The organism is Streptococcus sp. 1171_SSPC (genome assembly GCF_001069335.1).
GTDB classification, from domain to species: domain Bacteria; phylum Bacillota; class Bacilli; order Lactobacillales; family Streptococcaceae; genus Streptococcus; species Streptococcus xiaochunlingii.
The window spans coordinates 22,363-36,589 of sequence record NZ_JWAK01000017.1 but is presented as its reverse complement, the minus strand read 5'-3'; the positions used below and the strand labels follow the sequence as shown (position 1 = coordinate 36,589).

At 33.7% G+C, this 14,227-nt stretch carries 11 protein-coding genes; 10 read left to right on the top strand and 1 reads right to left on the bottom strand.

Annotated elements, in window-relative coordinates:
* Positions 1-141 precede the first annotated feature (141 nt).
* From ADF75_RS03080 to ADF75_RS03060, 5 genes are all read left to right on the top strand, one after another.
* Complete coding sequence (locus tag ADF75_RS03080) at positions 142-552, top strand: thrombospondin type 3 repeat-containing protein (protein WP_048789098.1); 411 nt, start codon at positions 142-144, stop codon at positions 550-552.
* A gap of 47 nt (positions 553-599) precedes the next feature.
* Positions 600-6,818 (top strand): DEAD/DEAH box helicase family protein, encoded by a 6,219-nt coding sequence (locus ADF75_RS03075; protein WP_192831471.1) that lies wholly within the window; start codon positions 600-602, stop codon positions 6,816-6,818.
* A 74-nt stretch (positions 6,819-6,892) separates the two neighbouring features.
* Positions 6,893-7,177 (top strand): DUF5962 family protein, encoded by a 285-nt coding sequence (locus tag ADF75_RS03070; protein ID WP_023916199.1) that lies wholly within the window; start codon positions 6,893-6,895, stop codon positions 7,175-7,177.
* A 13-nt stretch (positions 7,178-7,190) separates the two neighbouring features.
* Positions 7,191-7,487: a DUF5966 family protein gene (locus tag ADF75_RS03065; RefSeq protein WP_048789096.1), complete on the top strand. Its 297-nt coding sequence runs from the start codon at positions 7,191-7,193 to the stop codon at positions 7,485-7,487.
* A gap of 391 nt (positions 7,488-7,878) precedes the next feature.
* Entirely contained in the window at positions 7,879-9,462 is a 1,584-nt protein-coding gene (locus tag ADF75_RS03060; RefSeq protein ID WP_048789095.1) for an ATP-binding cassette domain-containing protein, read from the top strand.
* A gap of 9 nt (positions 9,463-9,471) precedes the next feature.
* On the opposite strand, the gene ADF75_RS03055 is transcribed toward ADF75_RS03060, so the two are convergent.
* The gene (locus tag ADF75_RS03055; protein WP_048789094.1) at positions 9,472-10,335 is read right to left on the bottom strand and encodes a helix-turn-helix domain-containing protein; all 864 of its coding nucleotides are present in this window, start codon (positions 10,333-10,335) and stop codon (positions 9,472-9,474) included.
* A gap of 1,161 nt (positions 10,336-11,496) precedes the next feature.
* Between ADF75_RS03055 and ADF75_RS03050 the strand changes: the two genes are divergently transcribed.
* Genes ADF75_RS03050 through ADF75_RS03030 form a run of 5 tightly spaced genes read left to right on the top strand, consistent with a single transcriptional unit; the run spans position 11,497 to position 14,207 of the window.
* A complete protein-coding gene (locus ADF75_RS03050; RefSeq protein ID WP_048789093.1) occupies positions 11,497-12,138 on the top strand; it encodes a hypothetical protein in 642 nt (213 codons plus the stop codon).
* Between the two features lie 9 nt (positions 12,139-12,147).
* Positions 12,148-13,233, top strand: a complete 1,086-nt coding sequence (locus tag ADF75_RS03045; protein ID WP_048789092.1) for a toprim domain-containing protein — start codon at positions 12,148-12,150, stop codon at positions 13,231-13,233.
* Between the two features lie 50 nt (positions 13,234-13,283).
* Positions 13,284-13,517 (top strand): DUF5965 family protein, encoded by a 234-nt coding sequence (locus ADF75_RS03040; protein WP_000152419.1) that lies wholly within the window; start codon positions 13,284-13,286, stop codon positions 13,515-13,517.
* Positions 13,514-13,897: a DUF5945 family protein gene (locus ADF75_RS03035; RefSeq protein WP_001845547.1), complete on the top strand. Its 384-nt coding sequence runs from the start codon at positions 13,514-13,516 to the stop codon at positions 13,895-13,897. The genes ADF75_RS03040 and ADF75_RS03035 overlap by 4 nt, the downstream gene beginning before the upstream one ends.
* A 37-nt stretch (positions 13,898-13,934) precedes the next feature.
* A complete protein-coding gene (locus ADF75_RS03030) occupies positions 13,935-14,207 on the top strand; it encodes a hypothetical protein (RefSeq protein WP_048789091.1) in 273 nt (90 codons plus the stop codon).
* Positions 14,208-14,227: the final 20 nt, after the last annotated feature.

The following is a 14,227-nucleotide window of genomic DNA, read 5'->3' as shown; positions in this document are numbered from 1 at the left end:
TTTTGTGGTATAAAATATATTTTTATCATTTTCAGGAGAACGCAGTTTTGGCTCGTTCTCTTTTTTTGTTGTGATACTTCTTTCAAGGAATATTTGGTAGGATTGGAGTGAAAAAAGATTAACTAGGAAAGAAGGAAGTATATGGAAGCCATTTATCAACGTGATTCGGATCAAGATGGATTAACTGATGCTCAAGAATTGGCTCTAGGAACCAATCCTCTTAGCGCAGATTCTGATGGTGATGGACGTTCAGATTTAGTGGAAATAGAAGAAGGAACCAATCCCTTAGAAAAGGATTTACAAGACATAGACCAAACAAGTATCACTGAATCGTCATCAGTATTTATGGAAATGAAACAAAAGATTTCAGATATGATGGAGAGTCACTACAAGGAATTTATACAGGCTCTGATTAGTATTGAAACAGGGATTGAAAACCAACAAGACCTAGAAGACTTATATACTTACTACATGAGAATGGATGCCGTTTCTCTTTTATCTAGTGATTTAGAAACCATTCCTCAAGAGGTTGAAATGGAGATAGAGTTGTAGGGGAATCATGTGATTCTCCTATTTTCGTATAGATGAAAGGAGCGAGTATGGAAGTAATACAATTATTGGCTATGTTTCGTGGAACAATTCCAAAAGATAGGGATAAAATGGACCTATTTCTTCGCTATCAGGCGCAACATTTTGATGAGAAATGGCAGGACTTGGTAGAGAGTTTTTTGACTGAAGAGGAGAAGATAGAAGAGATACCTCATGTCTATTCGTTTCATCAAGACATTGTTTCTTTCCTAGAGGCCAGTTCTGAAAATAATGACCAAGATTTAGAAAGTTACACAAGAAATTTTGGACAAGCAGGTCTAGATAAATTATCTCAATTAAGTAATTTTGAGAAAAACTTGGTGCTAAAAGTCGCAAGCTATAACCTTTCCACTCGATTTTACATCCAATCTGAAAAAGAGAAACTAACACCATTAAGTGAGCTTGTATTTCATCAGAATCAGGATGTTAATTTAGTCAATGTCTATCGGGTTGCGAATAATCTATCTGACCGTATTAGTAGAGATATAGAGGAATTTCTTCTAATGGTTGACTCAAAAGAGGTTAAAAAAGAAGTTCCTGAGATTCATTTTGAAGAAAAAGAGGGAGATGTTCTAGCCTATTTGGGTTCAGAATTGATGGCTACTTTAGATATCGTTACGGATCTTGTCCATCATGAAGAAAACTACATACAACTCCCACTGATACAAAAGCTGAAGATTATTACTCATTTTGATGAAGTAAAAGCTAAAAGCGAAAAGTCTAATCAAGTAGAGAAAATTTTATCTCCTTCAAGTGATATTGAACAGGAAACGGAAGAAACTAACTCCTTTTCTAATGTCGATAAAATTGTAGAAGAAGCTTTGAGGGAATATCCAATCGGTTCACAAGTAAGTTATAAAGGACAAGTATTTCAGTTGGTTTCGATTGAAAATGCACAGTTAAATGACTTAGTTCGCCTAGAGCTATTCAATGATTCCAACCAGTTATTTGAAGAGAATCCTATCTTATACTTGAACAGTTTGGAAGAGATTGAACAAGTATTGTCTCATTTAGAACTTGAAAAAGAAGATTCAGAGATTGAGATTGATTCATCAAGTGAAAGTCAGGAAATAGATTTATTTTCCTACCTGGAAGAAGAAAATGTAAATGAAAAGGATAAGGAAACAAAATCTTTAATTTCAGGTATAGAAGAGACGGATGTCCCTGTTCTAGATTTTGTTTTTCCAGATGATTTAGAGGACTTTTATCCTAAGACAAATCGAGAAAAGATTGAAACGAATATCGCCGCAATTGAACTTGTTAAAAGATTAGAAAAAGAGGGACGACAAGCGAATCCAGAAGAACAAGAACTACTAGCCAAGTATGTCGGCTGGGGTGGTCTTGCCAATGAATTTTTTGATGAACTCAATCCAAAGTATGAAGCAGAACGTTTAACTCTTAAGAGCTTAGTAAGTAAATCAGAATACTCCACCATGAAACATAGTTCTCTCACAGCCTATTATACAGACCCAATGATTATTCGCCAGATTTGGCAAAAATTAGTGGACGACGGCTTTGAGGGTGGAAGGATATTAGATCCTTCTATGGGGACTGGGAACTTCTTTGCGGCTATGCCTAGAAGTATACGAGAGAGGTCAGAACTCTATGGAGTTGAATTAGACAGTGTGACAGGCGCAATCACAAAACAACTACATCCTAATGCTTATATTGAAGTTCGAGGATTTGAAGAAGTTCCCTTTCAAAATAATAGTTTTGATTTAGTCTTAACGAATGTTCCATTTGGAAATTTTCGCATTGCCGATAAAAACTATGATAAACCTTACATGATTCACGACTACTTTATCAAACACTCACTTGATTTAGTAAGAGACGGAGGGCAGGTGTCGATTATCTCTTCTATTGGCACAATGGATAAGCGGACAGATAATGTCTTACAAGAGATTAAATCTAGCACTCATTTTTTAGGGGGAGTTCGGTTGCCGGATACGGCTTTTAAAAAGATTGCAGGTACTCGAGTGACCACAGATCTCCTATTCTTTCAAAAGGATCAAGCAAAGAATCTTAATGAGGAGGAACTTGTCTTTAGTGGCTCTATTCCCTTTGAGGAGGATAAGCGTGTCTGGATCAATCCTTATTTTGATGGGAAATACAATACACAAGTTTTGGGTGAATATGAGGTACGTAATTTTAATGGAGGAACCCTCAATGTTAAGGGGGAATCAGAAACATTAGCTACTGACATAATGAAAGCATTAGAGAATGTAGAAGCACCTAAACAAATTGACAATTCTTTGAAAGCACCTGTTTTTATCCAAGAAGAAGTGGATAATTCTATCCCAAGTCATATACGTGAGAACTTAGCGCTCTATTCTTTTGGATATGAGAGAAATCAAATTTATTATCGAGATACGCATGGCATTCGGAAAAGTTCAAAAGTAGACGAAATTAGTTATTATGTAGATGAGAAGGGAGATTTTAAAGCTTGGGACAGTTCCTTGTCTGAACATAAAATAGATCGATTCGTGCAACTTCATTTGACAGATGAGGAAGCACTAGATGTATACAAGTCAGAAGAAGCGAGTAAAAGAGGGAAATATAAGGGCTTGTTCAAAAAAACGGTCTTTTATGAAAGCCCCTTATCGGATAAGGATATTAGTCGCATTAAGGGCATGGTTGATTTGAGAGAGACCTATCAATCCCTAATTGAAATTCAACGTCATCAAGATTATAGTCGGGCTGATTTTCAGGAATTGCTTAGTAAACTCAATCGTGAATATGACCGTTTTGTAAGTCAATTTGGATACTTGAATGCTTCCGTTAATAGGAACTTATTTGATAGTGACGATAAGTATTCTTTACTAGCAAGTTTAGAAGATGAATACATCGATTCTAAAGATCAGAAAGTAAAATATAAAAAATCTTTAGCCTTTGAGAAAGCATTGGTTAGGCCAGAGAGAGTGATTACAAGAGTATCAACGGCTTTAGATGCCTTAAACTCCAGTTTATCGGATGGTAGAGGGGTTGATTTAGACTATATGGTATCAATTTATCCTGAACATAGCCAAGCTGCTATTTTAGATGAGTTAGGAGACCAGATTTTAATGGATCCAGAAAGCTATTTAAGAGGAGAAAGAAAATATCTTTCTAAGAACCAGTTTTTATCAGGAGATATTCTCAACAAGATAGAAGTAGTTCAACTATTAGTGGAGGAAAACAATCAAGAATATGATTGGAACCATGCTTTAGATTTGTTAGAATCTGTTCGCCCTCCACGGATTCATCTGGCAGATATTGAGTTTAAAATAGGATCACGTTGGATTCCTCAATCCGTTTATGGTAAATTTGCCTTTGAATGTTTTACCAATCGTGAATTTGAATTGTCTTCGCCAGATGTTGAACAAGTCATTGAAGTGAATCCTGTCGATGGACAGATTCATTTAAGGACATCATTTGCTTATCGCTATCCAAGTGCCAAAGATAGTAGTCTTGGAGTCAGTGGGTCACGTTATGATACAGGAAGAAAGATTTTTGAGAATTTACTAAATTCAAACCAACCGACGATTACCATGACTGTTACGGAAGGAGAAAAGAAAAAGACCATCACAGATTTGGAAAAAACCTCTGTTCTAAGAGCAAAAGAGCAGCATTTACAAGAGCTCTTTCAAGAATTTGTCTCACGGTATCCAGAAGTCCAACAAGTCATTGAAGAAAGTTATAATCGTCTTTATAATCGAACGGTTAGTCGAGAGTATGACGGTAGCCATCTAGTCATTGATGGTTTGGCACAAAACATCAGTCTTCGTCCTCACCAAGAGAATGCCATTCAAAGAATTGTAGAAGAAAAAAGAGCCTTGTTAGCTCATGAGGTAGGTTCAGGAAAGACCTTGACCATGCTTGGTGCTGGGTTTAAATTAAAGGAGTTGGGGATGGTTCATAAGCCCTTGTATGTGGTGCCCTCTAGTTTGTCTGCTCAATTTGGCCAAGAAATTATGAAATTTTTCCCCACTAAAAAAGTCTTTGTGACCACTAAGAAAGATTTTGTGAAGGCGAGAAGAAAACAGTTTGTTTCACGTATTATTACAGGAGATTATGATGCCATTGTCATTGGGGATTCTCAATTTGAAAAAATCCCTGTCAGTAAGGAAAGACAGATGAATTATATAGAGGATAAGCTCAATGAATTACGAGAGATTAAAACACATTCTGAAAATAAGTATACTGTTAAAGAAGCGGAACAATCAATAAGTGGTCTAGAGAAACAATTGGAAGAACTCCAACGCTTCAATCGTGATAGTTTTATTGATTTTGAGAACTTAGGAATTGATTTTCTCTTTGTGGATGAAGCACATCACTTTAAAAATATTCGTCCAATTACTGGACTTGGGAATGTAGCAGGGATTACCAATACAACCTCTAAGAAGAACGTGGATATGGAAATGAAGGTTCGACAGATTCAGGAAGAGCATGATTTTAAAAACATTGTCTTTGCGACAGGAACACCTGTTTCAAATTCTATTAGTGAGTTGTATACTATGATGAACTACATTCAACCAGATATCTTAAAACGCTATCAAGTTGATTATTTTGACTCTTGGGTAGGTGCTTTTGGAGAAATTCAAAACTCTATGGAATTAGCTCCTACAGGGGATAAGTACCAACCTAAGAAACGATTTAAAAAGTTTGTCAATTTACCTGAGTTGATGAAAATCTATAAAGAAACAGCCGACATTCAAACACAAGATATGATGGATTTACCTGTTCCAGAAGCTCATATTATCCCTATTGAGAGTGAGTTAACTGAAAACCAGAAACTCTATTTAGAAGAATTAGTTATGAGGTCAGATATGGTCAAATGTGGAACAGTTGATCCGAGCCAGGATAACATGTTAAAGATAACAGGTGAGGCACGGAAACTAGCTATTGATATGCGTTTATTGGACTCTAGTTATAGTCTAGCAGACAATCATAAACTGCTTCAGGTAGTGGATAATGTTGAGAGAATTTATCGTGAAGGAATGGGAAATAAGGCTACTCAGATGATTTTTTCAGATATTGGAACACCTAAGAAAAAGGATAATGGCTTTGATGTTTATTCTGAAATAAAGGCTTTATTAGTTGATAGAGGAATCCCTAGTAAGGAAATTGCCTTTGTACATGATGCCAATAGTGATGAAAAGAAGAATACCTTGTCTCGAAAGGTCAATGCAGGAGAGGTGCGGATTCTTCTTGCCTCAACTGAAAAAGGAGGAACAGGTTTAAATGTTCAGAGTAAGATGAAAGCAGTTCATCATCTGGATGTCCCTTGGAGACCAAGTGACATTCAGCAACGCAATGGACGTATTATCCGACAGGGAAATGAAAACAAGGAAGTGGATATTTACCACTATATTACCAAAGGTTCGTTTGATAATTATCTATGGGCAACTCAGGAGAACAAACTTCGTTATATTAAGCAGATTATGACTTCTAAGGAGCCGATTCGTGCTGCAGAAGACATTGATGAGCAGACTATGACGGCTTCTGATTTTAAGGCGCTAGCAACAGGTAATCCTTATCTCAAATATAAGATGGAACTAGAGAATGATCTAACTCTATTAGAAAATCAAAGACGCGCCTTTCAACGCAGCAAGGATCACTATCGTCATACAATCTCTTACTGTGAAGAAAATATGCCCATTCTTGAGAAACGATTAAGCAAGTATGAAGGCGACATTCAACAGTCTGAAATGTCGAAAGACCAGGCATTTTCTATGACGGTAGGCAAGCAAGCTTTTGATCAACGAGCTGAAGCAGGGGAATCCCTACACCGTCTTATCCGTCATAATCAAGCTGACAGCAAAGAATTCCGAACCCTAGCAAGCTATCGAGGATTTGACATTAAAATGCTTAGTCTTCCAACAAATCAACCTCTTCCTGAAACCTTCTCTGTTAAGATTGTAGGGGAAAATCAGTATTCTGTCAGTTTAGATTTGTATTCTCCTTTGGGGACCATTCAAAGGCTTCAGCATACGATTGATCACATTAAAGAGGACCAAGTGAAAACTCAGAACTTATTGGATGAATTAAAGGATAAATGGAATACTGCTAGAGTAGAAATTGAGAAAAATTTTCCAAAGGAAGAGGATTATCAAACTAAAAAGGCCGAATACGATGTACTCGCGCCATTGATTGAAACAGAAACGGATTTAGATATTATTGATCAGGCCTTAAGACAATTCCACGAAAAAGGAAACGAAAAGCAGGAGCAACTTTCTTTTGAATTGGATTAAAAAATAGATATAAATAGCGGACAAGAAAAGAAAAGCGCGGTAGAATAAAGACAGAAAGAAACGAGGTAACAATTATGATGGAAGATACCTATTATCAATTAGAAGAGGCTTTGGTACAGGGATTTCAAACACCTGAAGAATACCAAGCCTACAAGGAGTTAAAGGAACATTATGAGGAAGTGACAGGCGATTACAGTTTTTCTAAACGAGAACTCACTAGCCAATTGGAAATCACTCTTCAGAATCATCGAGGTGTGGACTTTGAAGAACATGAAAAAGAGGAGTATTTGGACTTAGTTCAAAAATTAGAAGAGTTTGATTCCTCTCTTGCCACCCATTATCGTCAATTAATTGACTAAAAAGGAGAAAGTCATGAATGATTTACTCCTTATCCCAGTAATTTTTTTAGCAGTAGGAGGAATTCTCATTCTTTTATGGAGACTCTTTCTTATTGCCAGTGGACTTTTCCTGATTGGTTTTGTCAGTTTTCTTATTTTCGTGGAGGTTTATGGAATTTATTTGTTCTTTACTGAACCTACTTTATATTTTGATGATATCAGACAATATGGTTTAACTAGTTTTACGGCTGTGTACCTTTTCATCAATCTGATGTTGGTTCTAGGATTTAGTTGGCGCTTCATTAACTCCATAAATAAGCATAAAATGTGAACTTTTTAGATAGTTAAAAGACTTTATTCAAAGGTAAGTTTGAATAGAGTTTTTTTGTTGATGTGCTTATAATCCCGTCTTAGTACTTAGTGTGAGAAACGAAAAGAGATGAATTAAAATTAAAGTGTACAGAATGCTTTAGAGTTTCTATTTTTCTTATAATATATAGTAATTTAGGTACAAATTAACTTGTATATTCTATCTGGTTTAGTGTGATATATTCATTGTTAAATAAAAATATGAGTTCTCCTCTTATTTTAAAAAATAATTATTTTATAATTTTTTTATATTTAGTGTAAACTATTCATTGCGTCCCAAATACGGGAGGTTTGTTTCTGATTTTCATATTTGGATTATAATATTCTCATCAGAGTTACTTAAGGAGTAAGATATGAACCAGATTACGAAACAATATAAATTACTATATTTCTTGATTATTTTATTAAGTTTGACAAGTTCTCTTTTAATGACATTCTTCTCTCTTCAATTAGGAAGAATACTTGATAGTATATCTAATTCAAATAGTGGATTACTCTTTCATATTACTATTTGTGTAAGTTCAATTTTACTATGGTTCTTTATCTCTTGTTCTTATTCCTATCTTAAAAATCAATATGTAAAAAAAGTTATTATAGATCTAAAAAAGGGTCTCTTATTACATTATTTATCGCGTGAGTTTAACCAAATTGACAACCGTAACCATTCAGATTTCTTAAATAATATCACCAAAAATAGTGACCTTATTCAAGAAAATTTATTGATTCCTAGAATCTCTCTAATTGCAAATTTAGGGACCCTTATCATGAGTGTGGTTGCTATTATCTATATAGAATGGCGATTAGCATTAGTCTTTCTTTTATTGTCGAGTATAACGATTTTTCTATCTCAAATTCCTGGAAAGTTAATGACTAAAGCAACTAATAATTATTCCCTACAAAATAGTCACTATTTATCAAAAATGACAAACTTTATTGATGGTTTTGAACAAATTAAGTTATTAAATGTTCAAAGCTGGATTCAAGAAAAAATTCAAGGAATCAGTTTAGAATTTGAAGAGTCCAGAAAAACTTATCAATTTTTAAAAGACCTAGCTTCAACTACTGGAACCTTACTAAGTTTTTGCTCTCAACTATCCTGTATGGTTGCTGGTATCTTTTTTGTAAGAAATAACTTACTGACTATTGGATTACTCGTAGCAAGTATTCAATTATTAAACGGTGTCTTTGCTCCTTTACAATCTATTCTTTACAATAAAAATTTAATCAACAGTTGTAAGTCCATTATTGATAATATCCAAGAAAATCTATATGAGAAGAATCATGAAATTTTTCATAAAACAACTACAATTAATTGTGATAATATTTCGACCATTTCTATTAGCCAATTACATTATGAAATTGAAAATAAAATATTATTTGATCATTTTTCCTATGAATTTAAAAAAGGCAAGCGTTATGCTATTATAGGTGCTTCAGGAGCTGGGAAAACAACTTTAGTAAAATTAATACTAAATTATTATCCAAAAAATCTTTATGATGGAGAAATAAAAATCAACGGAAAACAGAATATTGATATTCCCTCAGAGGAGTTATATAAAGATATTGCGTTTGTGCAAAAAAATGACTTTCTAATTGAAGGCAATATTCTAGAGAATATCAAAATGGCTAGAAACCTTCATTTAACTGAAAAATTAAGAAAATCCTTAGGTTTTAATGAAGACTTCCTTCGTAAAAACCTAGCTCAATCAAACAAAATCATTTCAGAAGGAGAAAAGCAACGAATTGATTTAGCTAGGTTTTTAGTCAAAACATATTCAGTTTATATATTTGACGAACCTACAAGTAACCTTGATCCAATAAAAGCAAAAGAAATAATGGACTACATTCTATCCATTAAAGATGCAATTGTTATTGTCATTACTCATGATCAAAATCCAGAAATATTGGAAGAGTTTGATTACGTTATTACCTTATAGATAAATGGCCTAGTCTACTAAATGAATGATGTGTTTCTCAAAGTATTGTTTGTAATTTTTGTAGATTGTTTTATTGAAGAGTTCGAAAATTTTTAAAGCTTCTTCGATTTTTAAAAGTGATTTTTGATTATGATAGAATTTCAGTTCCAAATATCCATCTAAATATAGCAAAATGGTTTGTTCAAAAAAATCTGTGGAATCCGCTAATATATTCTTCGTAGCCTGTTTTAAAAATAAAGATTCCTCATATAAGTCGTTCTCAATCATTATAATCAAAGAATTGAGAAGTAGTTGAATGAGAGATTGTCTATTTCTAGGTATAGGACTATACAACTTCCCTTTTTTGAGCGCCTCTTTGGCATATCTAAATAATAAATCTGGAGATAGAACACGACAGCAATTTCCAAGGATGAGCGTTTCGTAATAACCCCAGTTTTCAACGGAAAATAAATAGTTTGTAAGATAAGAGGCGTCTTGACGACTCAATTGATAATTCTTATCCATTCCTGAAACAATACTTTCGATGAAAATAGCATTTAATTTATGGTAATGAGAATTTGTCTCATGAAAAAGTTCTATTTCTTTCTCTACCATATCTAGTAATGCTTGAGTATCTTCATCATATGCGGCCTGTTTAACAGAAGCTATTAAGATATTAAAATCCGAAGGTTGATAATGATTACAGATAAGCAGAAATTCTTCTAGTGTTACTCCTATTCTTTCAAGAAGATACAATAACTTAAAGACAGAAATCTCTGTTTCTCCTAATTCAAATCTAGATATTTGAGATTTTGAAATTTCAGCACCTGCTAATGAAGAAATAGAAATCCCCTTTTCTTCTCTTATTTTCCTATAAGTTTCACCTAAAATCATACTTATCTCCATTTACCATAAAAAATCATTAGAAAGCGTGACAGATTATGAAAAAATACTATCAAATTTTTTAATTACTATTTGATAGTATCATTATTATTGGATTATATCAATAAAATTAATGAGTGTGGGAAAATCCAATACTAGGAGAAAATGAAATAAATATTTCTACAATAAAACGTATGACATCAAGTTTTTTGGAAAGCCTCTGTTCGTAAATTATTTTAACTCATAGTTGATGATTCCACAAATTGAAAAGTTTTAAACTTAGCATTTAAACGCTCAATTTTAATACGTATTACAACTATCTCTATTAAACTTCTTATCCTCTACAGTCGATACATGCTTTTTAGAACTTTTTAAAGGAAAAAAGATATCTCATGAATATTCATAGTATCTAAATAACAAAAACAAGTAATTGCTCTGACAAACTTGACCTATACTTTCTTTAAAAAGAGTAAAATAATGTGTATGACCATCTCAAAAAACTAATTGACAGGCACGAAGTGTCGTTAAATCGATTATGATTGTGTCTTTATGGTGTATATCTTTTTCCAGGATAATTCTTACTTTGGTTTCTTTTAGGACATTGAAATAGGACTTTCTGTGACATCAATAGCTATAGTGACACTTGCTGCTTTTAAGTTGTCTAAGGCAAATAGACCTGAAGAACGAAGAGTATCTTCTACCAATATTATCGTTCGGTGACTGTCGCTAATCCAAGACCAAAATCAAAAGCTAGGAGACGTAGAGTTGGTCAATAGAATAAATAACGCAAGTTTAGCATCAACTGTTTTTATAGACTTAGCGTTTTTGGACGTCCTCCTTTATAGTGTTTGGCTTTATAAGCTTTATTTAGACAGGATATCTTCGTTGGGAAGGTGTCCTTTTTTACACTAATAAATAATTTAAAGTTCTCAGAAGTTAGTTGCATGATCTTTTGTAAATTGTTTTCTTAACTATAGTATAGCATAGTACAGTATGCATTTTATTTTTTTCCAATAAGTCTATTATACTCCAAAGACAGCTAGTTTTATTTTTTTCTCTGAACTGTACGATTTTGCTCCTGAAATGTAGGAATCACCTTTCGTTGTGGTGTGATAAAACTTACAAGTTCTTTTTGTTATTCTTGACCTAGTTTTTATAGAAAGAAGGTCTAAGATGTTAAATAAAGTCAAAACTAAAGCCTTAATTAGTGTTGGAGCAGTGGCTGCAACTAGTTTTATTCTCATGATGGGATATACTGCTGGTCAACATTCGACTGCTAAACAAAGTCGTAAAGAGATTGAATTGGCTGCAGCTAAACTTGTAGAGGATAAACAAGCAGAAGATAAAGCTAGCATTTTGTCATCGGATACTGTAAAAGAATTTTTGACTCAGTACTATACGAAAGAAAAGCTCGGAGAAAATAATGCACGTATTCAACCTTATATGACTGAATCGGCTTATTCTCAAGAATTGACAAGTCAAAATGATGCCATGAACCAAGTGTATAAGGATTATATTTTGGATTATCATTTTGAAAAAGCAGATATCTTTGTCAATCAGACTACGAATCAAGCTATTGCCATGGTCTCTTATAATGTAACCTATGTATCTGATTTAAAGAATGCCAACCAATCAAAGACCAATCAGACAGAAACCAGAACGGTTAAATTGTCCTATTCTAAACTACCTGGTAAGTTATTGGTCAATCAAGTACAGGTTTGGAAATCTGGGTTAGATGATTTAGATAAGACCACTCCCAAAACTCTAGAAGAATCATCATCAATACCATCACTGCCAAATACTACGACAAAATGATGATATTGCATGGAAATAGAAGAATGTAAGCAAATTTCAATTCTTGATGTAGCAAGTCGTTTGGGTATCTCCTTTAAACAAGTTTCTAGCAGTGTCTATGAACATCCTGAACACGATTCATTCCGAATTTTTTCGAATACCAATACTTTTAAATGGTTTTCAAGAGATATTCAAGGTGATGTCATTGATTTTGTTCGACTTGTTAAGGGAACTTCCTTTAAAGAAGCTCTAACTTTTCTTTCTGAAGAACCTTTTCAAAAAGAAGCTGTTCAAGAAAATAGAGAGAGACCATTTTATTATCCTTTAAAGAGAATAGAAGATTCTAGCTGTAGTCTGGCTATATATTATTTAACAGAATGTAGAGGAATCTCAGAAGAAATCGTACAAAAGATGATTCAACAAGGTTTGATAGCACAAGCCAGTTGGAAAACAAATGAAACTGTTGAACCTGTTATTGTTTTTAAAAATTTTGATCATCGTCACAAACTGCAGGCAGCAAGCTTACAAGGAATTTATAAGAATCACTCTCTTCCTAGAGAAAGGTTAAAAACGATTCTAAAAGGAAGCCATGGACATGTTGGAATATCCTTTGACATTGGTAAACCAAATAGATTGGTCTTTTGTGAATCGTTCATCGACTTGATGAGCTATTACGAACTTCATCAACAAAGTCTAACTGATGTTCGTTTGGTATCTATGGAAGGATTAAAAAGGTCTGTTGTTGCTTATCAAACTTTACGACTAATAGCTGAAGAAAATCAGAAGTTGGAATTTTTAGATACAGTAACACCTTCAAAGTTATTGCATTTGATCAATACAATTCGTGATACCAGCACCTATTTCGATAATCATCCTGATTTATTGACACTTGCGGTAGATTGTGATGATGCAGGTAAAGATTTTTCTGATAAGTTATCTCAATCAGGATTTCCTGTTTTACTGGATTTACCTAATAATGAATCTGAGAAAGAAAAAATAGACTGGAACGATATTCTTAGAGAAAAGAAATCAGATTTTCAATTTAAGCTTGAAACTGTAAAAGAGACATTTGGAAATCCACCAGTAAGACAATTATCTCAATGTTTAGAACTGTGATAACAAAATCAAGATGTTTTAGCTATTATTAGAAAGAAGGAGGATCGTATATGACCATTATTGAACGCTTAGAAGAAAAGGTCACTAGGCAAGAAAGTAAGGTAGCAAGAGAGACAGAAAAACTAGCTGCTTACAAAGAACAACTGGAGACAGCGATGTTTGCGACGTTCAAAAGGCGTCAAAGCATCAGTCACATGAGTTTTGAAGAAGCTCTTGACCATGCCTTTGGTAAAGAAAGACAATTCGATGATTCTGAATTTAGAAAGGATGAAATGAGTGAATGACAAAAGATTGGAATTTTAATCAACCATTAGAAAGTAAATCAGAAAATCAAGAAGATCCAGATAAAATTGCGGCCTTATTTGGAAATCATCAAGGAGGTAATGATGTAAATTATGAAGCAGCTTTTCAAAAGCGCAAACAAGCACCTGTGACGGAATCAAATTCTAGTTCTAAACCTAAAGTTACAGAGGTTAGAACAGGAAAAGAGACAGATATCACTACAAGTTATCAGCAACATCTTAAAAGACTTATTGCGGATAACAATAGCGATATAGAAAGTAGTCAAAAGAAAATTGAAGAGCTACATACGTTGATTGACACAAAGAATAAAGATAATAAGAAATTGCAGTCAATTTATGATGCGATTTCGGAATTACACTAAGCAGTCCTGATAGGCTGCTTTTTTTGAGAGGTTATAGATGTTTACAACATTTTTTAAGAAAAACCAAGACAATAGTGATGTATTTAAGAAGCTAATTCATAGACTATCTGATATGTCTGTCCAAGATCTTGAAAAAATAGACCGACTGTTAGATATCATTTTCACTCCAGATCAAGGATCAGAACAACTAAAAACAGAAGCAACTTACAGAGAAGAAACTTTGGACGACACATTAAAAGAAGCTAAGAATCAACTTCATAAGGAACAATTGGAGAAGAATTTAGAGAGATTTAGGAAAAACAATCAATAACGCACCAAAAATGCACCAAA